The sequence below is a fragment of the Allobosea sp. NPDC055332 genome (assembly GCF_053645455.1).
The window spans coordinates 534,735-559,156 of sequence record NZ_JBSHMO010000001.1 but is presented as its reverse complement, the minus strand read 5'-3'; the positions used below and the strand labels follow the sequence as shown (position 1 = coordinate 559,156).

Annotated in this window: 24 protein-coding genes and 1 other RNA gene; 9 read left to right on the top strand and 16 right to left on the bottom strand. The window is 68.1% G+C overall.

The annotated features are described in order from the left end of the window. Positions 1 to 107: 107 nt before the first annotated feature. Complete coding sequence (locus tag ACWIGM_RS02855; protein WP_454024410.1) at positions 108 to 980, top strand: DMT family transporter; 873 nt, start codon at positions 108 to 110, stop codon at positions 978 to 980. On the opposite strand, the gene ACWIGM_RS02850 is transcribed toward ACWIGM_RS02855, so the two are convergent. Together ACWIGM_RS02850 and msrB are read right to left on the bottom strand one after the other, a co-directional pair. Beyond that, positions 971 to 1,861: a LysR substrate-binding domain-containing protein gene (locus ACWIGM_RS02850; protein ID WP_454024409.1), complete on the bottom strand. Its 891-nt coding sequence runs from the start codon at positions 1,859 to 1,861 to the stop codon at positions 971 to 973. The genes ACWIGM_RS02855 and ACWIGM_RS02850 overlap by 10 nt on opposite strands. Positions 1,862 to 2,063: 202 nt before the next feature. Continuing rightward, a complete protein-coding gene (gene msrB, locus ACWIGM_RS02845) occupies positions 2,064 to 2,498 on the bottom strand; it encodes a peptide-methionine (R)-S-oxide reductase MsrB (protein WP_454025434.1) in 435 nt (144 codons plus the stop codon). A 217-nt stretch (positions 2,499 to 2,715) separates the two neighbouring features. Between msrB and ACWIGM_RS02840 the strand changes: the two genes are divergently transcribed. The 4 genes from ACWIGM_RS02840 to ACWIGM_RS02825 all read left to right on the top strand — a co-directional run bounded on the left by ACWIGM_RS02840 (position 2,716) and on the right by ACWIGM_RS02825 (position 6,159). Continuing rightward, the gene (locus ACWIGM_RS02840; protein ID WP_454024408.1) at positions 2,716 to 3,966 is read left to right on the top strand and encodes a BtaA family protein; all 1,251 of its coding nucleotides are present in this window, start codon (positions 2,716 to 2,718) and stop codon (positions 3,964 to 3,966) included. Next, positions 3,963 to 4,628, top strand: a complete 666-nt coding sequence (locus tag ACWIGM_RS02835; RefSeq protein ID WP_454024407.1) for a class I SAM-dependent methyltransferase — start codon at positions 3,963 to 3,965, stop codon at positions 4,626 to 4,628. The genes ACWIGM_RS02840 and ACWIGM_RS02835 overlap by 4 nt, the downstream gene beginning before the upstream one ends. Positions 4,629 to 4,674: 46 nt before the next feature. Beyond that, the gene (locus ACWIGM_RS02830; protein ID WP_454024406.1) at positions 4,675 to 5,475 is read left to right on the top strand and encodes an ion channel; all 801 of its coding nucleotides are present in this window, start codon (positions 4,675 to 4,677) and stop codon (positions 5,473 to 5,475) included. 90 nt (positions 5,476 to 5,565) lie between these two features. Beyond that, positions 5,566 to 6,159, top strand: coding sequence for a YdeI/OmpD-associated family protein (locus tag ACWIGM_RS02825; RefSeq protein ID WP_454024405.1), 594 nt, complete (start codon positions 5,566 to 5,568; stop codon positions 6,157 to 6,159). A gap of 21 nt (positions 6,160 to 6,180) precedes the next feature. Here the strand turns inward: ACWIGM_RS02825 and ACWIGM_RS02820 are convergent, their stop codons facing one another. After that, entirely contained in the window at positions 6,181 to 6,747 is a 567-nt protein-coding gene (locus tag ACWIGM_RS02820) for a thioesterase family protein (protein ID WP_454024404.1), read from the bottom strand. A gap of 151 nt (positions 6,748 to 6,898) precedes the next feature. On the opposite strand from ACWIGM_RS02820, the gene ACWIGM_RS02815 reads away from it, so the two are divergent. Both ACWIGM_RS02815 and ACWIGM_RS02810 read left to right on the top strand, forming a co-directional pair. After that, the gene (locus ACWIGM_RS02815) at positions 6,899 to 8,338 is read left to right on the top strand and encodes an FAD-binding oxidoreductase (protein ID WP_454025433.1); all 1,440 of its coding nucleotides are present in this window, start codon (positions 6,899 to 6,901) and stop codon (positions 8,336 to 8,338) included. 95 nt (positions 8,339 to 8,433) lie between these two features. Next, positions 8,434 to 12,132, top strand: coding sequence for an AsmA family protein (locus ACWIGM_RS02810; protein ID WP_454024403.1), 3,699 nt, complete (start codon positions 8,434 to 8,436; stop codon positions 12,130 to 12,132). 100 nt (positions 12,133 to 12,232) lie between these two features. On the opposite strand, the gene ACWIGM_RS02805 is transcribed toward ACWIGM_RS02810, so the two are convergent. Then, complete coding sequence (locus ACWIGM_RS02805) at positions 12,233 to 12,841, bottom strand: LysE/ArgO family amino acid transporter (RefSeq protein ID WP_454024402.1); 609 nt, start codon at positions 12,839 to 12,841, stop codon at positions 12,233 to 12,235. 92 nt (positions 12,842 to 12,933) lie between these two features. Here ACWIGM_RS02805 and ACWIGM_RS02800 point away from each other — a divergent pair, with 92 nt between their 5' ends. Next, positions 12,934 to 13,842 (top strand): LysR family transcriptional regulator ArgP, encoded by a 909-nt coding sequence (locus ACWIGM_RS02800; RefSeq protein WP_454024401.1) that lies wholly within the window; start codon positions 12,934 to 12,936, stop codon positions 13,840 to 13,842. Here ACWIGM_RS02800 and ACWIGM_RS02795 read toward each other — a convergent pair. The 6 genes from ACWIGM_RS02795 to ACWIGM_RS02770 all read right to left on the bottom strand — a co-directional run bounded on the left by ACWIGM_RS02795 (position 13,826) and on the right by ACWIGM_RS02770 (position 17,227). Beyond that, a complete protein-coding gene (locus ACWIGM_RS02795) occupies positions 13,826 to 14,068 on the bottom strand; it encodes a ribbon-helix-helix domain-containing protein (protein ID WP_454024400.1) in 243 nt (80 codons plus the stop codon). The two genes, ACWIGM_RS02800 and ACWIGM_RS02795, sit on opposite strands and share 17 nt — an antisense overlap. Before the next feature lie 10 nt (positions 14,069 to 14,078). After that, positions 14,079 to 14,279 carry a DUF4169 family protein gene (locus tag ACWIGM_RS02790; RefSeq protein ID WP_454024399.1) on the bottom strand — a complete coding sequence of 67 codons (201 nt, stop codon included), beginning with the start codon at positions 14,277 to 14,279 and terminating at the stop codon, positions 14,079 to 14,081. 2 nt (positions 14,280 to 14,281) lie between these two features. After that, positions 14,282 to 15,676, bottom strand: a complete 1,395-nt coding sequence (gene fumC, locus ACWIGM_RS02785; RefSeq protein ID WP_454024398.1) for a class II fumarate hydratase — start codon at positions 15,674 to 15,676, stop codon at positions 14,282 to 14,284. 18 nt (positions 15,677 to 15,694) lie between these two features. After that, positions 15,695 to 16,294, bottom strand: a complete 600-nt coding sequence (locus tag ACWIGM_RS02780; protein ID WP_454024397.1) for an SspB family protein — start codon at positions 16,292 to 16,294, stop codon at positions 15,695 to 15,697. A 160-nt stretch (positions 16,295 to 16,454) separates the two neighbouring features. After that, positions 16,455 to 16,841, bottom strand: a transfer-messenger RNA (tmRNA) gene (gene ssrA, locus ACWIGM_RS02775). 89 nt (positions 16,842 to 16,930) lie between these two features. Next, positions 16,931 to 17,227, bottom strand: a complete 297-nt coding sequence (locus ACWIGM_RS02770) for a PepSY domain-containing protein (protein WP_454024396.1) — start codon at positions 17,225 to 17,227, stop codon at positions 16,931 to 16,933. A 428-nt stretch (positions 17,228 to 17,655) separates the two neighbouring features. Here ACWIGM_RS02770 and thyA point away from each other — a divergent pair, with 428 nt between their 5' ends. Continuing rightward, complete coding sequence (gene thyA / locus ACWIGM_RS02765) at positions 17,656 to 18,558, top strand: thymidylate synthase (RefSeq protein ID WP_454024395.1); 903 nt, start codon at positions 17,656 to 17,658, stop codon at positions 18,556 to 18,558. A 36-nt stretch (positions 18,559 to 18,594) separates the two neighbouring features. On the opposite strand, the gene ACWIGM_RS02760 is transcribed toward thyA, so the two are convergent. The 6 genes from ACWIGM_RS02760 to ACWIGM_RS02735 form a co-directional block, all read right to left on the bottom strand. Beyond that, positions 18,595 to 19,380: an SDR family oxidoreductase gene (locus ACWIGM_RS02760; protein ID WP_454024394.1), complete on the bottom strand. Its 786-nt coding sequence runs from the start codon at positions 19,378 to 19,380 to the stop codon at positions 18,595 to 18,597. After that, positions 19,380 to 20,309, bottom strand: a complete 930-nt coding sequence (locus ACWIGM_RS02755; protein ID WP_454024393.1) for a dihydrodipicolinate synthase family protein — start codon at positions 20,307 to 20,309, stop codon at positions 19,380 to 19,382. Before ACWIGM_RS02755 ends, ACWIGM_RS02760 begins: the two co-directional genes overlap by 1 nt. Positions 20,310 to 20,437: 128 nt before the next feature. Beyond that, complete coding sequence (locus ACWIGM_RS02750) at positions 20,438 to 21,121, bottom strand: aspartate/glutamate racemase family protein (RefSeq protein ID WP_454024392.1); 684 nt, start codon at positions 21,119 to 21,121, stop codon at positions 20,438 to 20,440. Further along, positions 21,118 to 21,780, bottom strand: coding sequence for a flavin reductase family protein (locus ACWIGM_RS02745; protein ID WP_454024391.1), 663 nt, complete (start codon positions 21,778 to 21,780; stop codon positions 21,118 to 21,120). The genes ACWIGM_RS02750 and ACWIGM_RS02745 overlap by 4 nt, the downstream gene beginning before the upstream one ends. 4 nt (positions 21,781 to 21,784) lie before the next feature. Next, complete coding sequence (locus tag ACWIGM_RS02740; protein ID WP_454024390.1) at positions 21,785 to 23,029, bottom strand: Zn-dependent hydrolase; 1,245 nt, start codon at positions 23,027 to 23,029, stop codon at positions 21,785 to 21,787. A gap of 6 nt (positions 23,030 to 23,035) precedes the next feature. Beyond that, a complete protein-coding gene (locus tag ACWIGM_RS02735; RefSeq protein ID WP_454024389.1) occupies positions 23,036 to 24,385 on the bottom strand; it encodes a dihydroorotase in 1,350 nt (449 codons plus the stop codon). Positions 24,386 to 24,422: the final 37 nt, after the last annotated feature.

Sequence of the window (24,422 nt, the reverse complement as noted above, 5' to 3'; positions counted from 1 at the left end):
CGCGCCTAGTCGCATAAGCGCCGCTGATCCTGGCATCCAGATTCGGGATTTCTCCAGCGCCTGCCATTCTGCGAGCCTGCTGCGCATGTCATGCGAGGCATTCGGATATGGACAGACGGCAACTGACCGGCATTTTCCTGCTCGTGATCGCGCTCCAGATCCTGCCGGTCTCGGATACGCTCGCCAAATACCTGTCCGCGTCATTGCCTGTGCTGCAGGTGATCTGGGCGCGCTTCTTCTTCCACTGCCTGGCGACCGGCCTCTATAGCGCGATGCGGTACGGCCCGCGCCAGCTGCTGCCGACCGTGTCTTGGACGCTGACCGCCCGGAGCGCTGCGCTCTTTCTCGCGGTCGCGCTGTTCTATGTCGCGATCCACCATATGCCGCTGACCACGGCACTGACGCTGTGGTTCGTCGAGCCCTTCCTCCTGACCCTGCTGGCACTCTTCGTCTTCAAGGAGAAGGTCGCGCCGCTGCAATGGCTGGCGATCGCCGTCGGTTTCCTCGGCATCGTCCTGGCGATCAGGCCGAGCGCCGAGACCTGGCAGTGGAGCTATCTGATCGGCCTTGGTGCCGGCATGGGCTATGCCGTCTTCCTGCTGCTGACGCGGGTGGTCGAGAGCCGGATTCCGGCGATCGTCTCGGTCTACCAGACCGGGCTCGTCGGCTGCGCCCTGTCGAGCATCGCGGTGATCCCGGTCTGGCAATCGCCGAATGCTCTCCAATGGCTGCAGCTGATGGCGACCGGCTGCGTTGCGGCAAGCGCGCATTTCCTGATCATCAAGGCGTTCGAGCGGGCAGAGGCGAGCGTGCTCGCGCCTTTCACCTATGCGGAGGTGATCACCGCCACGATCCTCGGCTTCCTCGTCTTCGGCGACGCGCCGGATCGCTGGGCCTATGCGGGGCTCGCGCTCATCATCCTGAGTGCGATTGCCGTGGTGCCGCGTGAGCCGCGGCAAGAGGCGGCGCCTCAGACGTGATGATGGGCTTGCGCCTCGTATAGAAGCCGTGCCGGCGCGAGGCTGATGCGGATCTCATCGGCGAGCGCATCGAGGACCGGAGAGGCGCTGTCCCGGTTGAGCTTGAGGCAGAGATGCACGGGAGCGAGCGGAGGCAGGCCCTCGGCCTGATCCAGAATCCGCACGCCAGCCGGGACGAGGCTGCGCTCGACGGCACTCACTCCCAGGCCGGAGCGGACCGCGGCATGGATCGCGCCGATATTGTCGCTGCTGAAGGCGATCCGCCAGTCGCACCCGGCAGCATCGAGAGCCTCCGCCATCGTTGTCCGGCAGACGCAGCCCTCGGGAAACACGGCCAGAGGGACGGGACGGTTCTTCGCCTGGGATGGAGCCGCTGCGATCCAGACCAGCTCTTCCGTCCGGATCAACTCCTCGTCCGCGACTAAGCCGCGGCAGGCGACGAGGGCGAGATCGATGAGTCCATCCCTCAGCCTGCGTTCGATGGCGACGCCGTTGTCGCAGATCACGTCGACCTGAACAGCGGCATGGGCTCCGGCGAAGCGGCGCAGGACCTCGGGCAGCAGGATGTTGGCGTAGTCATCGGAGGTGCCGATGCGGATGATGCCCGACAGGCTGGTTTGAGCGATGCGACTTACGGCCTCGTCGCTGAGCGAGAGGATGCGCCTGGCATAATGCAGCAGGACCTCGCCTTCCCGCGTCAGCTGAATCTGGCGCTTGGTCCGGTCGAAGAGCTCCTTGCCGAGCGCCTCCTCCAGCCGCCGGATCTGCATGCTGATCGCCGGCTGGGTCCGGTGCAGCCGGTCGCCGGTGCGGGTGAAGCTCTGCGTCTCGACGATCGTGACGAAGGTCTTGAGCAGCTCGGTCTCGATCGGCAGCCGCATCCTCGCGCTCCGGCATCAACTGGAGTGAGGGTAAAGGATGACGAGGGAAAGGGCGATCGGCCGGCAGCTCAAGGTGTCCTAGGCTCCCCGAGCCTCACCCGTCATGCTCGCCCTTGTGGCGAGCATCCACGTCTTGAACACCGTACTTGGTGAAGGAAGACGTGGATGGTCGGGACAAGCCCGACCATGACGGCGAGTGCGCTCAACCCGCTTCCGGCGCGAAATCCATGGCCACGCCGTTGATGCAGTAGCGCAGGCCGGTCGGGGGCGGGCCGTCTGGGAAGACGTGGCCGAGATGGCCGCCGCAATTGGCGCAGTGCACCTCGACCCGGTGCATGCCGTAGCTGTAGTCCTCGCTCTCCTCAACCGCGCCGTCCAGCGGCTGATCGAAGCTCGGCCAGCCGGTGCCGCTCTCGAATTTCTTGTGCGACCTGAACAGAGGCTGGCCGCAGCCGGCGCAGGAGAAGGTGCCGGCGCGTTTCTCGAAGTTCAGCGCGCAGGAGCCGGCCCGCTCCGTGCCGTGGCCGCGTAGCACCTGGTACTGCTCCGAGGTCAGCTTCTGTCGCCATTCGGCGTCGCTGAGCTGGAAGGGGAATTCACGCTCTGCGGGCTTTCCCGTTTTGGCGAACATGTCCATCAGGCCCATGCGAGGCTCCTTTCCACCAGCTCTTGTTTGATTGTCGCGCGAGATATGGGGATTTGTCTTCCTGATTTCAGCCCCAAGCAACGCGGCTTGTTTCACGTTCGCGTTCGGCGGCGACCGGCCTCTTCTCCAGCCGGGCCGCACGTCACCCAACCGTCACGCGACTCCTCTAGTCGGCTCGCCATCGCAATGGGCGGAAACGAGGGGTCTCGTGACGCAGACGATCCGCGCGGTGAAGCGCACCACGAACCTCGGCCTGACCACCGCCGTCCACCGTAGCAAGCCGTTGTCGCGCGCTGGCGTGCTGGAGCGGATGTTCACGCTGGCCTTTTCCGGCCTGGTCTATCCGCAGATCTGGGAGGACCCGGTCGTCGACATGGAGGCGCTGGCGCTGCAGCCGGGCGACCATCTCGTCGCGATCGCCTCGGGTTCGTGCAACATCCTCTCCTACCTCACCGCCGATCCCGCGAAGATCAGCGCGATCGATCTCAACGGCGCCCATATCGCGCTCGGGCACCTGAAGCTCGCGGCGCTGGCTGAGATCGACGATCATGCGGTCTTCCGCCGCTTCTTCGGGCAGGCGCAGTCGAAGGCCAATGTCGAGATCTATGATCGCCTGATCGCGCCGCGGCTGGACGCGGTCAGCCGCGCCTATTGGGAAGGGCGCAACCTCACCGGCCGACGCCGGATCGAGCTCTTCGCCCGCAATTTCTATCGCTACGGCCTGCTTGGCCGCTTCATCGGCACAGGCCACTTCCTCGCCCGCCGGCTCGGCTGCGATCCGCGCGTCATGCTGCAGGCGAAGACGATGGAAGAGCAGCGGGCGCTGTTCGACCGGCATCTGGCACCAGTCTTCGACAAGAAGCTGGTGCGCTGGCTGGTGCGCCAGCCGGCCTCGCTCTACGGGCTCGGCATCCCGCCGGCGCAGTACAAGGCGCTCGCCGCCGACGGCGATGCCGGCATCCGCGCCGTGCTGCGCCACCGGCTCGAGCGGCTCGCCTGCGGCTTCGATCTCAAGACCAACTACTTCGCCTGGCAGGCCTTCAGCCGCGGCTACGGGCCGGAGCCCGATGCGGCGGTGCCGCCCTATCTGGAGCGCGGCAATTTCGAGACGGTGAAGGCGCGTGCAGCCAGAGTCGCCTATCATCAGAGCGCAATCACCGCCTTCCTCGAGCAGCAGCCGGCCGAGAGCTGCAACGGCTTCGTGCTGCTCGATGCGCAGGACTGGATGAACGATGCCGATCTGACGGCCTTGTGGACGCAGATCACCCGCAGCGCCGCACCAGGTGCCCGCGTGATCTTCCGTACCGCCGCCGACGAGCGCCTGCTGCCCGGCCGGGTACCGGAGGCGATCCTGTCGCAGTGGCATTATGACGAGGCCCGCAGCCGCGAACTCGGCGCGCGCGACCGCTCCTCGATCTACGGCGCCTTCCATCTCTATGTCCGCGGGACTACCGCGTGATCGCCGCAAGCAGCGGGCCGGATGCCGCCGGCCTGATGGACCGGATGTACCGTTTCCAGCGGCACATCTATGACGCGACCCGGAAGTTCTACCTGCTCGGCCGCGACGAGCTGATCGCTGGCTTGAAGCCGGCGCCAGGTGGAGCGGTGCTCGAGATCGGCTGCGGCACGGGCCGGAACCTGATCAAGATCGCGCAACGCTATCCGCATGCGCGCTGCTACGGGCTCGACGTCTCCGAGGAGATGCTGCGCACCGCCCGCGAGCAGGTGGCGAAGGCTGGCCTCTCCGAACGCATCACCCTGGCGCAGGCCGATGCGACCAGTTTCGACCCGAAGGCGCTGTTCGGTCGTGCCGGTTTCGAGCGCGTGGTGATCTCCTACGCGCTCTCGATGATTCCGCCCTGGCGCGAGGCGCTGGCGCAGGCGCTCGATGTCGTTGCGCCGGGCGGCTCGCTGCATATCGTCGATTTCGGCGACCAGGCGCATCTGCCCGGGCCGTTCAGGACGGTGCTGAACCGCTGGCTGGCGCTGTTCCACGTCACGCCGCGGCGGGATCTCGATGCAGTCGTGACAGAACTCTGCGCCGAGGCCGGCGTCATCGGCGGCACGACGCGGCTGTTCGGCGGCTACAGCGTGCAGGCCGTGGCGATCAGGCCGGCCTGAGCGCCGGGGCTGGACGCCATCGCCGCCGCGCTGCTACGCCAGCGGGATGAGCGCCGCCGCCGATCCTGACGACAGCAGCAGTGGACATTCCGGGCTGCGCGACCGGCTTCGGCAGCTCTACCATGGCCGGACGCCGGCGGCGCTACGCTTCCAGTTCGCAACGCTGATCATCGACCTGCTGATCATCGGCTTCTTCGTCGCGACACCGATGCTGCGCGACCGGCCGGAATTCCTCTGGCTCGACTATGCCGTCGCGATCATCGTCGCCGCAGAGATCGCGGCGCGCTTCCTGGCGTCCTCGAACATGCTGCGGCTGCTGCGCCAGCCGACCATGCTGCTCGACCTCTTCATCCTGGCGACGCTGCTGGCGCCGCAATGGCTGGAGAATTTCGGCTTCCTGCGCATCCTGAGGCTCTGGTCGCTGTCGCAGCGCGGCCTGATCTGGGCGCAATTGCGCGAGACGCGCTATCGCGACTGGGAGGATGTGGCGCGAGCGCTGATCAATCTCCTGACCTTCCTCTTCGTCGTCACCGGCTTCGTCTACACCTTCTTCTTCATGAGCCGGCCGGGGCTGGAGGGCTATGTCGAGGCGCTCTACTTCACCGTCACGACGGTGACGACCACCGGCTTCGGCGACATCACCCTGCCGGGGATCGCCGGCAAGCTGACCTCGATCGTGGTGATGATCACCGGAATCTCCCTGTTTGTGCGGCTGGCGCAGGCGGTGTTCCGGCCGCACAAGGTGACCTTCCCCTGTCCGGAATGCGCCCTGCAGCGCCACGACCCCGACGCGGTGCACTGCAAGGCCTGCGGTCATCGGCTGAAGATACCGGACGGCGACGAGTAGCCGTCTGGGTCCGGTGCTGACACGAGCGAAGCACCCCCGCGCTAGAGAGATGTTCGGCCTTCCGGCCCGATCGAGAATTTTGGAGCAGCGATGGCGCCGGTAGTGGTCGACCCTGACAAGGTCCGGGAATTCGAGGATGCGGCGCGCTTCTACGCGTGGCTCGGCGAGCATTATGACCGTGCGGACGAGGTCTGGATCAAGATCCACAAGCTCTCGTCGGGCTTGCCGTCGATCACGCCCAAGGAGGCGATCGACGTCGTGCTGTGCTGGGGCTGGATCGATGGCGTCAAGAAGGGGCACGACGAGCGCAGCTATCTGCAGCGCTACACGCCGCGGACCGCCAAGAGCATCTGGAGCCAGATCAATGTCGACAATGTCGCCCGGCTGATCACGGAGGGGCGCATGACCAGCCACGGGTTGGTGCAGGTCGATGCGGCCAAGGCCGATGGCCGCTGGGCGCGCGCTTACGGCGCCGGCCGAAACCTGAAGATCCCCGATGACCTGCAAGCCGCGATCGACGCAGAACCCCAGGCGAAGGAGATGCTGTCGAGGCTGAGCGCACAGAACCGCTTCGCGCTGGCGTTTCGCGTCCACAATCTCAAGACGGAGGCCGGGCGGCGGAAGAAGATCGCGGCCTTCGTCGAGATGCTCAAGCGCGGCGAGACCATCTATCCGCAGCGTTGAAAGACAAGATAGCGAGCGCGGCTAGTGCCGCGTCTCGGTCTCGCGCTCGGCTTCCTCCACCGGCTCGCCGAGCGTGATCGCGCTCTTCTGCGGCATGCCGATCATCCGGCCGACCGTGGCCGGGCGCGGCATCTGCGCATGCGCCGCCTTCATGATCGCGAGATTGGCGAGGATGTCGGCCGGGAAGGGCGTCACCTTGCGGCTCACCATGTCGACGTGCAGCGACAGATTCTCGGAGGTCGCGGCGAGCCAGCCTTCGCTGGCATGGCGCATCTCGAGATAATAATGCAGCCGCTTGTCATCGAAGGCGATCAGTTGCGCGGTGACGCGGACGAGATCCCGCGCCGACAATTCGCGCTTGTAGAGGACATGGCATTCGGCGGCGAAGAATGACGCCTTGCGGCTTTTGACATAATCCTGGTTGAGGCCGACCAGCGAGAAGACCTCGTCGACCGCGCGGTCGAACAGGACATGGTAATAGGCCATGTTGAGATGGCCATTATAGTCGATCCATTGCGGCTCGACCCGCATCGGGGACGAGACGAAGGGAGCGAAAAACAAAGCGGGCGTGCGAATTTCGTCCGGCATCGGCTCCTCCTTTCGGTCCGTCTCTCGTCGCTGTGTAGGCGGCTCTGCGCCGCCAGCTCTTGCCGGCGCGGGCGTGGCGCGTGAAAACACTAAACGCCGCTACCCCAAGGCCGAACCATTCCAGACTAGGCGAAGTTCTCCAGCCATGACAATGCCTTCTACAGCTTCCGTGTCTCAGGCCCCCCTTGCTCGTGCTGCAGAGCTGCCGCCGTCGCCGCAGGCCGTCGCCGCGCTGACGCAGGCATTGGCGGCTCTGTTCGGCAACCGGCTCGTCACCAGCCTGGCGGTCCGGCAGCAGCACGGCCACACCCTGACCTGGATTCCGAACCAGCCGCCGGATGCGGTCGTCTATCCGCAGAGCACCGAAGAAGTGGCCTCCATAGTGAAACTGTGCGTCAAGCATGGAGTTCCCGCCATCGCCTTCGGGACTGGCACCTCGCTGGAAGGCCATGTCAACGCGCCCTTCGGCGGCGTCTGCATCGACATGTCGCAGATGAAGCGGGTCGTCGCGGTGCATGCCGAGGATCTCGACTGCACCGTCGAGGCCGGCGTCACCCGCAAGGAGCTGAACGAGCATCTGCGCGACCAGGGCCTGTTCTTCCCGATCGATCCGGGCGCCGACGCCTCGATCGGCGGCATGGCGGCGACGCGCGCCTCCGGTACCAATGCGGTGCGCTACGGCACGATGAAGGACAATGTCATCGCGCTGACCGCGGTGATGGCCGACGGCGCCATCGTCAAGACTGCGAGCCGGGCCCGCAAATCCTCCGCCGGCTACGACCTCACCCGCCTGCTCGTCGGCTCGGAAGGCACGCTCGGCATCATCACCGAGGTGACGCTGAAGCTGCACGGCATCCCCGAGGCGATGTCGGCGGGCGTCTGCCCGTTCCCCTCGGTGAAGGCGGCCTGCGATGCGACGATCATGACGATCCAGTCCGGCCTGCCGGTGGCGCGGATCGAGCTGGTCGACGATGTGATGATGCGCGGCGTCAACCTGCATTCCAAGCTCGGCCTGCCGGAGACGACGATGCTGTTCGTCGAGTTCCACGGCTCGGAGGAGGGCGTGAAGGAGCAGGCCGAGCGCTTCGGCGAGATCGCGGCCGAGTTCGGCGGCGGGCCATTCGACTGGGCGACAAGGCCCGAGGACCGCTCGAAGCTGTGGCAGGCGCGGCACGACGCCTACTGGGCGGCCCGCGCGCTGCGGCCCGGCGCGGAATCGGTCGCGACCGATGTCTGCGTGCCGATCTCGCGATTGGCCGAATGCGTCGACGAGACCAAGCGCGACATCGAGGCGTCGGGCCTGATCGCGCCAATCGTCGGCCATGTCGGCGACGGCAATTTCCACACCCAGCCGCTGGTCGATCTCGCCGATCCCGACGAGGTCGCGCGCTGCGAGGCCTTCATCGACCGGCTGGTCAAGCGGGCGCTGGCCATGGAGGGCACCTGCACCGGCGAGCACGGCGTCGGCCAGAAGAAGATGAAGTACCTCACGATCGAGCACAGCCCCGCCGCGCTCGACGTGATGCGGCTGATCAAACGTTCGCTCGACCCGCAGAATATCCTCAATCCGGGCAAGATCATCGCCTTGTGACATTCCGGACGGGGATCATTCGCAAGAATGTCGTGATCCTGCCGCGACTTGCGTGCATGATCGTGCCGTCGACATTCGAGGATTGATGCAAGAGCGTGCGTGAGGCCCTGACCTTACTGGCCGGGCTGCTCGTCGCGGCGTTGCTGGCGGCGCTGCTGGGGCCGGGCTTCGTCGACTGGCGCGAGTACAGGCCCCATTTCGAGCAGCGCATCAGCGCGGCGCTCGGGGTGGAGACGCGCGTCGGCGGCGAGATCGGTCTGCGGCTGCTGCCGTCGCCGCGATTGACGCTCGCCCAGGTGCGCCTCGGCTCCGGCGAAGCCGGGGCGAGCGGGGCAACCATCGAGACGCTGACGGCCGAGCTCGCTTTGGCGCCATTGGCGCGCGGCGAGTTCAGGCTGATCGAGGCCGAGGCCGACGGGATGACGCTGAGCCTCGTCGCCGACGAGAGCGGCGCCATCGCCCTGCCGGCCCGCCAGGGCGGGGGCCTGCCGAGCGAGACGGCGATCGATCGCCTGGCGATCCGCCGCTCGGCCCTGATCTGGCGCGAGCCCGGCAAGGCGGCACAGACGCTGGCGCCGATCTCGGTCGACGTCTCCGCCGTCGCCCTGCACGGGCCCTGGCGTGTCGAGGGCGAGATCGCCGGTTCGTCCCTGCGCTTCGCCACCGGCGCGATCGAAGCCGACGGGCGATTGCGCACCAAGGCCTCGGTCACCGGCGAGCAGACGCAGTTCGGCTTCGACGGCTCGCTGATCCTCGCCGGCTCGGAAGGGCGTGTCCGGCCCGCGCTCGAAGGCGGGTTCACGATCGCGCCCGGCGGCGCCGTCAGTCTGGCGGGACGGGTGAATGGCGACAGCCGGCGCCTCGACTTCTCCGGTTTGGCCATCGAGATCGCTGGCGGGGCCGCGCGGCTCGAGGGCGAGGGATCGTTCAACCCGGCGGACAGCAAGGGCAGCGTCCAGCTCAAGGCGCGCCGGCTCGATGCCGATATGCTGGCGGAAGCGCTGGCCCAGCGGCCGGGCTACCAGCGCGCTCTGCAGGCATTGCCGGGGCCGGTCGATCTCTCGCTGGATCTCGACCAGATCGTCTGGCGCGGCGAGGATTTCAGCGGCTTTGCCCTGCGCGGCAAGCTCGACGGCGACGGGATCGAGGCGGGAAGCGCCACGGTCAGGATCGCCAACGCTGTCCTCGATGCCCGCGGCGGGCTCGACGGCCAGGGCTTCCGCGGTACGGTCGAGGCCAAGGCACCGGATGCGCGCCGGGCGGCGCTGGCGCTGGCGCGGCTCGGCGTAGAGGCCGGGCTGGCCGACAGCTTCGCGGCCCTGCGCAGCCTCGACGGGACGGCGACACTGGACTGGAGCAATGAGCGCCTCGCCATCACGCGCATGACCGCGCGGGCGGGCTCCGGCCCGCGTCTGGAAGGCTCCGGTGCGATCACGCCCAGCAGGCTCGATGCCAAGCTGACCCTGAACGGGCTCGACCTTGCGACCCTGCCGCCGGGCGACAGCCTGAATGCGCTCACCGGCCGGCGCGACCTTTCGCTCGATCTCACCCTGAACGGTCTGCGCTACCTCGCAGCACCGCCGGGCTCGGCCCGGCTCGCCCTGACCCGGCAAGGCAGCGACTGGCGCCTCAGCCGCCTGGCCGTCGACGGCTTCGGCGGCGTCAAGGTCGAGGGCGAGGGCGCGCTGCTGCCGGGCGGCGGCGAGATCGCCGGGCGGGTGCGTGCGCCGCGCTTCGCCGCGCTGACGGCGCTGGCCGGGCCGCTGCTGCCGGAGGGCTTCCGGCGCGTGCTGCCGCGGATCGAGGACGGGCTCGCCGGGATCGATGCCGGCTTCAAGCTGGCGCGCGCAGCAAATGGCGAGACCAGCGTCGTGGCAGAGGGCTCGGCTCAGGCCGGGCGGCTCTCGCTCAACGGCAAGCTCGACGCCGCCGGGCAGTGGAACGGCGGCGAAGTGAAGCTCTCGCTCGACGATAGGCGCCGTGCCTTCGCCGCCTTCGGCCTGCCGCGCCCGGCGCGCGGCGGCTCGGGCGAGCTCTCGCTCGGCTTCGGCGCACATGGGCCGGTCGGTTCGCTCGCCGGACCCGGGCTGATGCTCGTTCTGGAGGGAGGCGGAGATACCGCACGGCTCAGCCTGCAGGCCGACGGGCCGGATCAGGTCCTGCCGGACGGGGTGGCGCGGCTCGTTCCGGACGGCGTGCTCGATGCGTCCGGGCGCGTCAGCTTCGGCGACGAGGCGAGGCTCGACGACCTCGTCGTCAATGCCGGCGGCAAGGCGGCGCGCGGCGCGCTGAGCTTCTCGGCGGAGCGCGGGATCGGCGGGCGGCTCGATCTGCCGTCCTTCGCGCTGCAGCCGGCGCTCTCGGCCATTCTCGGCCAGGCCCAGCCGGTCGCCGGCAGCCAATGGTCGCCGAGCCGCTTTCAGGGCGCGACGGGGCTCTCCGAGATCAGGCTCGCTCTCAATGCCGAGCGGCTCGAGCTGACCGACAGGATCGCGCTGTCGAAGGCTCGCCTCGATCTGGCGGCCGGGCCGGACGGGCTGACGCTCGACAGCCTCCGCGGCAGCCATGCCGGTGGCGAGGTCAGCGGGCGGCTCACGGCGCGCCGCGAGGGCGGGCTGGCGCAGATCACCGGCAGGCTCGGCCTCGCCGGGCTCGACCTCACCGTGCTGACCAAGGGTTCGCTGACTGGCAAGCTCTCGGGCAGCTTCGAGGCGGGCGGCTCCGGCGAAAGCCCGGCGCGCCTGATCGCGGCGCTCGGCGGTGCCGGCTCGATCAGCGTCGCCGGCGCCGGCATGACGCGCTTCGACCCGGCCGCGATCTCCAAGGTGATCGCCGCGACGGGCGACGACGCGTCTGAAAGCGAGACCGGGCGCCTGCAGGACAGGATCGGCGAGGCGCTGGAGAAGGCGAGCTGGCCGCTGGGCGACGTCACCATCCCCTTCACCCAGGCGGCCGGCGTCCTGCGCGTCTCGCCCGTCTCGGTCGAGCGTGCGGGCCTCAGGGCCGAGGCGACCGGACTGGTCGACTGGCGGGCGATGACGACCGATCTGCGCCTGAACCTGCGCCCACTCGGTGCGGCGCCGAAGGGCTGGCCGGAACAGTTGCCGCAGGTCGGCGTCGCCTGGCGTGGGCCAATCGAGGCACCGCGGCGCGAGACCGATGTCGGGGCGCTTTCCAATGTCGTGGCGGCGCGGGCGCTGGCGCGCGAGATCGAGCGGGTCGAAGCCTTCGAGGCCGACCAGCGCGAGCGGGCGATGCATATCCGGCGCCTGCGGGCCGAGCGCGAGATGCGCGAGAATGAGCGCAAGCTCGCCGAGTTCCTGAAGGCCGAGGAGGAGCGCCGCATCGCCGAGGAGAAGCGGGCGGAGGAGGCGCGCAAGGCCGAGGAAGCCAGGCTCGCCGAAGAGGCGCGCCGGGCGGAGCTCGCGCGACGGGCCGAGGAGGCGAGGCAGGCCGAAGAAGTGCGTCGGGCCGAGATCGCCCGCAGGCTGGAAGAGGCGCGCCTCGTCGAGGAAGCGCGCAAGGCCGAGATCGCAAAACGCCAGGAAGAGGCGCGCAAGGCCGAGGACGAGCGGCGCAAGGCCGAAGCCGACGAGCGGGCGCGGCAGGCGGCGATACGCGCTGCGATCGAGGGCCGGCCCGGGCCGATGATCCTGCAGGGCGCGCCGCCCTCCTATATTCCGGGCGATCCGCCAGGATATGGCAGGCCGCGCGGCGAGGCGCCGCCATTGCCGCCGCCGCTCGACATCCAGTCGGTGCCGCGGCCGCTGTCGCGCTCGCCGCTGCAGAATTGATTCAAGGCGCTGGGAAACTGATTCAAGCGCGTGCGGCGGTGATTCAGCTACTGCTCGCAAGCTGCTGGTTTGGCAGCTTTTTTTGTTCGTTTTGGGCCGGTCAACCACCCTGCAGCAGTTTGAAGGCGATCGCCCACATGGTGGCGGCGACGATGCCGTCGAGGATCCGCCAGGACCTGGGGTCGGCGAAGAGTGGGCGCAGCCAGCGGGCGCCATAGCCGAGCCCGAAGAAGAACAGGAACGAGGCGGTCATCGCGCCGGCGGCGAAGACCAGTTCCTGCCCCGGGAACTGGCTGGCGATGCTGCCGATCAGCAGCACGGTGTCGAGATAGACGTGCGGGTTGAGCCAGGTCAGCGCGGCGCAGGTGACGAGGCTGGCCGAGAGGGTCGCGCCGCCTCCGGCACCGACCGCCAGAGCCTCGGAGGAGCGCAGGGCCGAGAGCAGACTGCGCGCCCCATACCAGATCAGGAAGGCGGCGCCGCCATAGCGCAGGGCCGGTTCGAGCATGGGCAGCAGCGCCGTCGCCTGCTTCAGCCCGACGACGCCGGCGAGGATCAGCACCGCATCCGAGAGCGCACAAGTGAGGCAGACCGCGAAGACATGCTCGTTCCTGAGGCCCTGCCGCAGCACGAAGCTGTTCTGGGCGCCGATCGCGACGATCAGGCTGAGACCCATGGTGAAGCCGGTGACATAGACGGAGAAAGGCATGAGTGGCGGTCCCGTTTCGCCGCTCTGCCTAGGCGCGGAAGCTTCCTTAGTGTAGTTAAACATCGTTATCTTGATTAAGCTGAGCTAATGTGATGCTCGACTATCCCGCCTTGCAGGCCGTCTCGCTCGTGATCAGGACCGGCAGCTTCGACAAGGCGGCGCAGGCGCTGAACGTCACGCCCTCGGCCGTCTCGCAGCGGGTCAAGCAACTCGAGGAACGGCTGGGGACGGTGCTGATCATCCGGGGGCAGCCCTGCACGGCGACAGAACGCGGCGAATGGCTCTGTCGGCATATGGAGCAGGTCGGCCTGCTCGAAGGCGAGCTGATGACGCGGCTGCCGGCGCTGGCCGAGCCGGATCAGCCGCAGCAGCGCGTCACGCTAAGGGTCGCCGCCAACGCCGACAGCCTCGGGACCTGGTTCCTGCGCGCCGTGGCGGCGTTCGCGGAGCGGAGCTCGCACCTCATCGACATTGCCGTCGACGATCAGGAGCATACGGCCGAATGGCTGCGGCGAGGGCGCGTGCTTGCCGCCGTCACCGCGCTGGACAAGCCGATCCAGGGCTGCCGGGTGATCCCGCTCGGCTCGCTGCGCTACGTCGCGACGGCGAGCCCGGGCTTCATGGCGCGTCATTTTGCTGGCGGTGTGACTTTGCTTGCGCTGGCACAGGCGCCCTCGCTGGTCTTCAACCAGAAGGACCGGCTGCAGAGCCAGTGGATGGAGCTCGCCTTCGGCAAAAGCCCCGGCCATCCCGTGCATTGGGTGCCGTCGACACAAGGCTTCGTCGAGGCGTGCCTGCTCGGCATCGGCTGGAGCGCCAATCCCGAATTGCTGGTGCGGGAGCATCTCGATGCCGGCAGGCTGAGCGAGCTCATGCCGGGTACGGCGCTCGATACACCGCTGTTCTGGCAGATCAACCGGGTCGCGGGGGATCGGCTGGCGGGTCTGACGCGCGCCGTCGTCGAGACGGCGCGGCGCCTGCTGGTCAGTCCGCAGGTGTGAGCCTCGCGGCTTCGGTGCGCCCGCGATAATGGGCGAGCACGCGCAGCCGCAGCGCCGATGAGAGGTTGAGCTCGCCGCGGCCGGAATCGACCTCCACCACCAGGCTGGCGATCGGCCGCTTCTCGGCCGCCGCGATCTCCTTCAGCGCCTCCCAGAACGGCTCTTCGAGCGAGACGCTGGTGCGGTGGCCGGCGATGGCGAGGGAGCGTTTGCGCAGGCCGCTCATAGTCTGCCGCTCACGCCTTGTCCTTGCTGTCGGAATCGTCGGAAAGGCGATGGCCTTCGAGGCGGCGCTCGGCCAGCGTCTTCTCCGCCTCGGTCAGCTTGCGCTCGGCCTTGGTCCGGCCGAACGCGATCCGGTTCTGCTCGGCTACCGCCTCGGCGCTCGCCCGGTCGCGGGCCTTGCGGGCGCGGCGGAGATTGACGATCTCGGCCATGATCAGCCCGGGCTGAGCATGTCTTCGGCGACGACGGTCTTGTCGAAGAGCCCGGCGTCGACGCCGGCCTTGAGCGCTTCCTCGCGCAGCGTCGTGCCGTTGTGATGAGCCGCCTTGGCGATGCTGGCGGCCTTGTCGTAGCCGATCGCCGGGGCGAGCGCCGTCACCAGCATCAGCGAGCGCGAGAGCAATTCGGCGAGGCGCTCGCGATTGGGCTCGATGCCTTCGACGCAATTGGTGCGGAAGCTGTCGGCCGCGTCCGCCAGGAGGCGAGCGGATTGCAGGAAAGCCTGCGCGATCACCGGCTTGAAGACGTTGAGCTCGAAATGGCCCTGGCTGGCGGCGAAGGCGACGGTCGCCTGGTTACCGTGCACGCGGGTCGCGACCATGGTCAGCGCCTCGGCCTGGGTCGGATTGACCTTGCCCGGCATGATCGAGGAGCCCGGCTCGTTCTCGGGCAGGCTGATTTCGCCGAGGCCGGAGCGCGGGCCCGAGCCCATCAGGCGGATGTCGTTGGCGATCTTGAACAGGTCCATGGCGAGTGCGGTCAGCGCGCCATGGCTGTAGGAGATCGCGCCATGGCTGGCGAGCGCCTCGAACAGGTTGTCGGCGGTGCGGAAGGGCAGGCCGGTCAGCCTGGCGACCTCGGCCGAGAAGGCCTTGGCGAAATCGGGATGAGCATTGAGGCCGGTGCCGACCGCGGTGCCGCCCTGGGCGAGCGCCAGCAGGCCGGGCAGGGTTTGCTCGATCCGGGCGATACCGAGCTCGATCTGCGCGACATAGCCGGAGAATTCCTGGCCGAGCGTGACCGGAGTTGCGTCCTGGAGATGGGTGCGGCCGATCTTGACGAGGTCGGCGAAAGCCTTCGCCTTGGCGTCTAAGGCATCCTTCAGCCGGCCGAGCGCCGGCAGGAGTTCCTTGGAGACGGCGAGCGCGGCGGCGATATGGATCGCGGTCGGGAAGCTGTCGTTGGAGGACTGGCCCTTGTTGACGTGGTCGTTGGCGTGGACCGGGCTCTTCTTGCCGAGGCCGGCGCCGAGGATCTCGTTGGCGCGGTTGGCCAGCACCTCGTTGACGTTCATGTTCGACTGGGTGCCGGAGCCGGTCTGCCAGACGACGAGCGGGAAATGCTCGTCGAACTTGCCGGAAAGCGCCTCGTCGGCAGCCTGGATGATTGCGGTCTCGACCTTGCCGTCGAGCAAGCCGAGCTTCGCATTGACGGTGGCAGCGGCCTTCTTGACCAGGACCAGCGCATGCACCAGCGGCAGCGGCATGCGCTCGGCCGGACCGCCGATCTTGAAATTCTGCAGCGAGCGCTGCGTCTGCGCCGCCCAGTAGCGGTCGGCGGCGACGTCGATCGGACCGAAGGAATCGGTCTCGCTGCGGAATCCGGTCATGATGGAAGTCCTTAGGTCTCAGGTCTTCTTGCGGAAGGCGTCGAGGCTGACGACCTGGGCGCCGCCTTCCTCCTCGGCCTCGGGCTTGGCCTCGGCATCCGCTTCGGCTGCTTCCTTCTGTCCGCTGGCCGGCAGCGCCTTCTGCGCCGGCTTGGGCGGAAGGGCGAGGGGGGCGGCAGGTGCGATGCTGGGTTCGGAGGCGGCGCCGCGCGGGGCCTTCGCCGGGGCGGCGGGCTCGCTCGCCTGCGCCTCGGCGCCTGCATCCTGCGTCTCGAACTTCAGGCCGAACTGGACCGACGGATCGAAGAAGGTGGTGATCGCGTCATAGGGGATCAGCAGCCGCTCCGGCACGCCGGAGAAGGAGAGGCCGACCTCGAAGGCGTGGTCGCTGACGTTGAGGTCCCAGAACTGGTGCTGGAGCACGATCGTCATCTCGTCCGGATGCTTCTCGCGCAGGCGCTGCGACAACCGCACGCCCGGCGCGGTCGTCCGGAAGGTGATGTAGAAATGATGCTCGCCCGGGAGCCCGTCGCGGCCCGCCTCGGCCAGGATCTTGCGGACGACGCCCTTGAGCGCGTCCTGCACCATCAGGTCGTAGCGGAGAATATCCTTGGTCATCGGGTCCGGGTTCCGTTTCCGCTCCTCTAGATCACGCCGCGACCGGTGGGAAGCTCCCCGAAACGAAAAACGTGACCGATTCCATTAGTTTAGAGCACTTCTTATGCAAAGGAAGGGCCTCCTCTGCTGCTCCGCACCGGCCGCCTGAGCCGGACAAAAAAGTGGAGGCTTCTGTTGCCAGGCGCCTCCGAGCCCCGCCTTACGCGGCTAAGCGCAAGGGCTTTGGTTTGGGAACCAGCACCGCTTACGCGGCGACAGCAACCCGAGCATTGTTGTCGTTGGCAACTATGCAACGGCCCGATAACGGCGGAACCATGCCGGGCAAAAGAACAACCTTTACACCCTCGTCGATCCTATTTCGCCCCCGCCGCAGCCCTGCAACCGCGAGGGTTGCAAGTCTCCTGCTGCTCGCGCCGCAGGGCTGGGGTGGAGGCGCCGGGTACCGCCCCCGGGTCCGAAAGGCTTATTACGAAGTCCGTTTATCACCATAGCCGCCCTTGCGAGCGGCAAGCCGAATATAGGCGCTGAGAACGCGCGGGGAAAGAGAGGAGGAGGGGGCCCCGGCTAATTTCTCCGCAGATACGAAAAAGCCGCGGGAAAATCCCGCGGCCTGTGCCGTTTCCGGAGAAGAGGCGATCAGGGCGCCGCCGCGCCGCCGATCACCGAGCCGTCATAGGCGTTGAGATCGAGGGTGACCTCGACGCCGCCCTGGGCGCGCCCGGCGATCTCCCAGCGCCAGTCGGAGAGAGCGATCTCCTCGACATGGACGAGGCCGTGGCGGAAAGCGATGGAGCGGGCCTGCGCTTCCGTGATCTTCGGCGCGGTGGCAGCCGCCGGATTATGAGGTTTGCTCTCGGCCCAGGCGGAGGCCGAAGCTTGCCCTGCCAGGCCCACTGCCAGAAGCAGTGCGGCCAGCATGGATAGTCTGCTCATGATACGATCCTCATCAGCCGGGCTTTTGATGGAGCATCGGATCGTTCCGGAAACCGGAAGCCACCTTCGTCCGATACCTCAAGCGCAGGCCCGAAGCGCCCCTTCTGTTCATCAGGCATTCAGATTGGGGCGACCCTTCGGCATTGCAATATCCGGAGCGATCACGATTTATTTCGATGCCGTGAGACCTGGCCGCGAGGGCTGCGCGAAAAGCGGTTGAGAGCTGCGGCGCGCGAGGAGCGCGCCGGCGCGGATGGCGCTAATATCGCGGGCTTTGCAGATTCGAATTCGGGTTCAATGCACCACCATCACACTCCGTGGCAGCGCGTCCTCGGCGCAGGCGTCCGCAAGGGCGATCGCCTGCAGGCGCGCTCCTTCAGTGCGGAGGAGAGGCGCGGCAGCGGAGCCAACCTTGGTGGAGGCCGTGAGTGAAGCGTAGGCATCCGGAATATCAGTATCTCGACCTTCTGTCGGATGTGCTCGAGCGAGGCGACGAGCGGCTCGACCGCACCGGCGTCGGCACCCGTTCGCTGTTCGGCGCGATGGTGCGGTTCGACCTCTCGGAGGGGCAGGCGCCGATCCTCACGACCAAGCGCGTCTACTGGAAGACCGCCGTCAAGGAGATGCTGTGGTTCCTGACCGGCGGCACCAATATCCAGCCGCTCCTGCGCGAGAACGTGCGGATCTGGACCGACTGGCCGCTCGACCGTTATCGCCGCGAGACCGGCGAAGCCATCTCGCAGGACGCGTTCGAGCAGCGGATCGTCGAGGATGATGCCTTCGCCGCGCGCTGGGGCGAACTCGGCCCGGTCTATGGCAAGCAATGGCGCCGCTGGCTCGGTGCGGACGGCCGCGAGCATGACCAGATCGCGACGCTGATCGAGACGCTTCGGACCAATCCGGCGAGCCGCCGGATGCTTTTCCACGGCTGGAACGTGCCGGAACTCGGCACAATGGCGCTGCCGCCCTGCCACATGGTGTACCAGTACCATGTGACCTCGGACGGACGCCTGAACTGCCTCCTGTTCCAGAGATCGGTCGATCTGCTGCTCGGGGCGCCGTTCAATTTTGTCGGGGCCACGGCGCTGCAGCTGATGCTGGCGCAGCAGGCAGGGCTTCGCCCGGGCGAGCTGATCTGGGTCGGCGGAGACTTCCATCTCTATCTCAACCACCTGAATCAGGCTCGCGAGCAGCTCACGCGCGAACCGCGGCCGTTCCCGACCATGCGGCTCACCCGGCATGCCGCGAGCATCGACGACTACCGGATCGACGATTTCGCGGTCGAGGACTACTCGCCGCAGGCGGCGATCAAGGCTGAGGTGGCGGTCTAGCAGCCGGCCCCACGTGCGCACGCGGCCGGCGGGCGCTCAGATGCCCCTGATCAGGCCGCCGTCGATGCGGATCTTCGCACCGGTGACATAGCTCGCCCGCTCGCTGGCGAGGAAGGCGACGACATCGGCGAATTCCTGGGGCTTGCCGTAGCGGCCTGCCGGGATCGCCGCCATCGAGGCTTGGGCGACGGCCTCGCGCGTGCCGCCGCTGCGGGCGGCCGCGGCATCGTCGAGCTGGTTGACGCGCTCGGTGTGAATGCGGCCCGGCAGGACGACATTGACCGTCACGCCGCTGCCCGCGACCTCGGAGGCCAGGGTCTTCGACCAGCCGATCACTGCGGCGCGAATGCCGTTCGACAGGGCCAGGCGCGGGATCGGCTGCTCGACGCCGGAGGAGGCGATGGTGACGATGCGCCCCCAGCCACGCTCCGCCATGCCGGGCAGCAGGCGCTGTGCCAGATGGAAGAGATTGGCGGCCATGCCCTCGAAATGCACGAGCCAGTCGGCCCGCTTGGCGTCGCGGGCCTCGCCGGGCGGCGGGCCGCCGGAGTTGCCGATCAGGATGTCGATGCCGCCTGCCGCGACGACGCGGTCGGCGAGCGCGTCGACCGAGCCGAGATCGGCGAGGTCGAGCCGGGCGGCGCTGACGCGGCCGCGCTGGTCTACGGGCAGCGCAGCGATCCAGCTCTCCGTCACATCGGTGCTGCGGGCGGCCGCGATGACGGTCGCGCCCTCAGCGGCGAGGGTCTGCGCGATCGCGGCGCCGAGCCCGCGGCTCGCGCCGAGTACCAGCGCGCGCTTTCCGGTCAGTCCCAGATCCATCAGCCGATCTCCTTCAGGCGCCGCTCCTGGCGTGCAATGAGTCGTTCGATATCGGCGATATCGGCCCCGGACAATGCCCCGCCCGGCTTGCGCAGCGTGGCGGAGGCGATCGCGCCGCGCTTCGCCAGGATGTGCTTGCGGATGGAGAGGCCGAGCCCGGGCTGCTGCTCGTAGCGGGCGAGCGGCAGATAGGCGTCGAAGAGATCATGCGCCCGCTCGATGTCGCCGGCAGCATGGGCCCGCCAGACATCGACCATCATCTCGGGATAGGCGAAGCCGGTCATGGCGCCATCGGCGCCGCGCGAGAGTTCCTCCGGCAGGAAGATGCCGCCATTGCCGACGAGGATCGAGATGCGGCGCGCGCCCTGATCGCTGGCGGCGCGCAGGGCCGAGATCTTGGCGAGGCCCGGCCAGTCCTCGTGCTTGAGCATGACGCAGCTTTGATGAGCGGCGACGATCTTCAGAACCACTGCCGGAGTGATCTGGACCTGGGCGACCAGCGGGAAATCCTGCAGGACGAAGGGCGTCTTCGGTCCCAGTGTCTCGGCCGCCATGGCGTAATAGGCGACGATCTGGTCATCAGTGCGCAAATTCGACGGCGGCGCGACCATGACGCCGGCGGCGCCGTCGCCCATCACGCTCTCGCTGAGTTCGCGCATCGCGGCGAACCCGGAAGCGGAGACGCCGGCGACGACCGGCACACGGCCCTGGACCCGGGCCAGCACGCGGCGGACGAAGATGCGGGACTCGTCCGCCGTCAGCTTCGGTGCCTCGCCCATCATGCCGAGCACGGTGAGACCGGTCGCGCCCTTCTCCAGATAGAAATCGACCATGCGGTCGGTGCTCTCCAGGTCGAGCGCGCCGGTTTCGGTGAAAGGCGTCACCGCGATGACGTAGACGCCCTTCGCGGTTTCATCGAGCAAAGTCATGATCGTCCTCAGTTACTGGTGGAAGCGGGCAGGGAGCGGTCGACAGGACGGGCCTGGTCCTGGGTGAAGACGAGGAGATTCGCCTCGCCGAGGAGCCCGGCGAGTTCGATAGCGAGACCATCCATGCTTCAGCTCGCGCGGAGAGGGCGCCCGCCCCAGCCCAGACGCACGCGCCCGATCGCCAGCGTCACCGCCGCCTGCGTCGGCTCGACGATCGGAATGCCGAGCTCTTGTTCCAGCGGCTCGCGGAAGCGCGCCATGCCGGCGCAGCCCATGACCAGCACGTCGGCATGGTGCGTGTCGCGCAAGGTCCGGCCGACGGTGGTCATGCGCCCGAGCGTGAGCGCATCGTCGGCCATCTCGGCGATGGTGAGGTTGACCGGCAGGTCGCCGGCGAAGCGATCCATCACCCCCATCGCGCCGAGATAGCGCAGATGGCGCGGGATCGAATTCTGCAGCATCGCGACGATGCCGAAGCGCTGGCCGAGCGTCAGCGCGGTCAGCACGCCGCTTTCAGCGATGCCGAGGACCGGCTTTTCGCTCTGCTCGCGCAGCGCATGCATGCCGGGATCGGAGAAGCAGGCGATGACGAAGGCGGCCGCCTCGTTCTCCAGGCCGGCGGCGCGTTTCAGCAACGCCGGGATCAGCCCGTCGACATCGCGCTGCGACTGGATGCCGGGAGGGCCCTCTGCCAGCGTCAGGCAGTCGATCGCCGGACCGCCCGCCATGCGCAGCGGCGCGACGGCGACGTCGATCTCCCTGGTCACGCGCTCGGTCGAGTTGGGATTGATGACGTAGATCGTGCCGCTCACGACACCTCTCCTTCGGGATTGGCTTGCGTTCGCTGGCGCCAGCCGTCGAGCGTCTGGCGCGGAACCTGGAAGCGGTCGCGCAGGCCCAGATACCAGTCGACGCCATGCAGGCGGCCGACGAGATCGAGCTTGTCGACGTCGACATGCAGGCGCTCGTCGACGATGTCGTCGCGGATGTGGAGGTGGACGATCTCGCCGACGACGAGGTTGCGATGCCGGGTGCCGAGCGAGAGCGAGACCGTCTCGCGGCATTCCAGCTGGACGGGGGAGGCAGCGAGGCGCGGCGCCTTGATCGACGTGCCGGGCGCGCTCGCAAGTCCGGCCGCCGCGATCTCGTCGATGTCATCGGGGAAGTCGATGGCGCAGATCTGCATCGCCTCGACCATGGCGCGGTCGACGAGGTTGACGACAAAGCTGCCGGTCGCGCGGATGTTGCGCATGGTGTCCTTCAGCGGTGAGGGCGCGCCATCGCGTCCTTCGATGCCGAGCACGACAAGCGGCGGCGCATGGCTGAAGACGTTGAAGAAGCTGAAGGGAGCGGCATTGGCGCGCCCTTGCGCATTGACGGTGGTGACGAGCGCGATCGGGCGCGGCAGTACCGTGTTGACGAGGAGCTTGTAGAGATCGCGTTCCGCCAGATCTGTTGCTGCCCAGTCCATCGCCTCAGCCCAGGTTCGCATCGAGCAGGCGAACCGTCTCGGCCAGGACGCGGGCGCCGTCACCGGCCTGCTCCGGCTCGATCGATTCCTCCGGCGCATGGCTGCGCCCGTCGAGGCAGGGGACGAAAATCATGCCGATCGGGCCGGTCTTCGCGACGAAGACGCCGTCATGGCCGGCGCCACTCGGCAGGTCGCGCGTGGCAAGGCCGAGCGAGGCCGCGGCATTGGCGATGGCGGAGCGAACCTCAGGCGCGCAGGCCGTCGGCGCGACATGGCTGATCGGCTCGGACGAGATCGTGAGATGCAGCTCTTCCAGCGCAGGGAGCAGGTCGCTCACCAGCGCGTCGCCGAAGGCCTTGACCGCAGCTTCGTTGCCGGAGCGGACCTCGAGCGTCAGAATCGCTTCGCCCGGTACGGCGTTGGCGGCGTTGGGGCTGACCTCGATGCGCCCGAAGGTCGCGACCAGCGGCTGGTTGTCGCGCGCGGTGGCCAGTGCGCGCTTATAGGCAGCCTCGACCAGTTTCGACGCTCCGACCAACGCATCGGCCCGCAGCGGCATCGGCGTCGCGCCGGCGTGGTCGGCCCGGCCGGTGACCACGATGCGCTCGCGACGGATGCCGACGATATCGGTGACGATGCCGATCGGGATGCGCTCGTTCTCCAGCACGCGGCCTTGCTCGATATGGACCTCGACATAGGCAGCGATGCTGCCGGGCTCGCGCCTGACGGAAGCCAACTCCTCCGGCTGCCCGCCGACGAAGGCGATGCCTTCGCGCATCGTCATGCCGTCCGGGCGGGTGAGGGCGAGATGCTGTTCGGTGAGCGCGCCGGCCAGCGCGCGGCTGCCGATGCAGGAGAGGCCGAACTCGCTCGGCTCCTCGGCCAGGAAGTCGACGACCTCCAGCGTGTGGCGCAAGCGGTCGCCGCGCTCGCTGAAGCTCTGCGCCACCTCCAGCGCGGCAAGCACGCCCAAAATGCCGTCATAGCGGCCGCCGGAGGGGACGGTGTCGGAGTGCGAGCCGACCAGGATCGGCTTCAGCTTGGGATCGGCACCGGCGAGCCGGCCGATCAGGTTGCCGGCGGCGTCGAGCTCCGCCTCCAGCCCGGCGGCGCGGAACTCCGCTTCAAGCCAGGCACGGCCTTCGAGGAAGCGCGGCGTGAACGAGCGGCGCGTCCACGGGCGCTCCGGATCGGTGATCCGCGAGAGCGCCTCGATGCGCCGCCAGAGCCGGTCCTGATCGATCGACATCGCGGTTCAGGCCGCCGGGCGCAGGAAGCGGCCGTCGCCGGCCTTGTTGCGGATCTGCTGGCCATCCCAGGCGAGCTGACCGCGGACATAGGTCGCGGCGACGCGGACGCGGAACTCGCGGCCCTCCATCGAGCTCCACTTCACCGCCGCCAGGCTCTTGCTGGGATCATGGATGAAGCGGCCGGGTTCCAGCACGGTGATGTCGGCATCGGCGCCGGCTTCGAGCCGGCCCTTGTCGGCGAGCAGAAAGGCCTTGGCCGGCCCCTCGCAGAGCTGCTTCACCACGATGGTCGGGGACAGGCCGTGCTCCTCGCAGCCGGTCCACAGCGCCGGCAGCAGTGTCTCGATGCCGGGGCCGCCGGAGGTGTTCTTGAAGATCATCGGATCGCCCTTCTTCTCCAGCCCCCAGGAGACGTGGTCCGAGGAGATGAAGTCGCAATGGCCGGCGGCGAGGTGGCTCCAGAGCAGGTCGCTCTCGGCCTTCGGCCGGATCGGCGGGTAGTGCTTCACCTTGGCGCCGAAGCGCGGCACATGCTCCTCGGCGTTGAGCATGAAGTACTGCACGCAGCTCTCGACCGTCGCCTTGTAGCCGGCGCGCTTGTACATGTTGCAGATCTCGAAGCCGCGCGAGGTCGAAACGTGGACGGCGTGTGCCCGCGCGCCGGTCTCGGCGCCGATCTCGTAGATGCGCGCGGTGGCGAGATTCTCGATCAGCGGCGTATGGGCGCGCAGGAAGGCGTCCGGGCCAGTGTCGCCGGCCTCGGTCAGCCTGGCGATGTTGCGCCGGGTCATCTCCTGGTCCTGGTTGTGGACGCCGCAGAGCAGCCCGGTCGGCTCGATCAGCTTGAAGGCTTCGTAGAGCGTGTCGTCGCCGATGCGGGGAAAGCGTGTCGGATTGGCCTCGAAGGTCGAGAACTTGAAGGCGCAGGCGCCGGCCTCGACCAGCCCCGGGATGGCATGGAGCCCGTTCTCGATGATGATGGTGGCGTAGAGCGCGACGTCGACATGGGCGTCGCGCTCGACCACCGCGACCTTCTCGTTGAAGAGCCTGGCGCTGGTGACCGGCTCCGGCTCGTCATAGGGCATGTCGACCATAACGGTGACGCCGCCGGCGGCCGCAGCGCGCGAGCACATGCCGATGCCCTCGTGATTGGCCTGGCTGCCGGAATGGACCTGGCCGTCGATGACGCCCGGGATGATCCACTGGCCGCGGAAATCCTGCGTCTCGCGGGCCGAAGGCGGCGTGCCGGAGCCAACCTTGCCGACCTTGCCGCCGGCGACGGCGACATAGCCATCCTCGATGATCCGGTCGGACAATACGATGTTGCCGCGGAGGACGAGATCGAAATCGCTCATGGTCAGGGTATCCGGTTGATCCTGCGGGGGAGGGCGG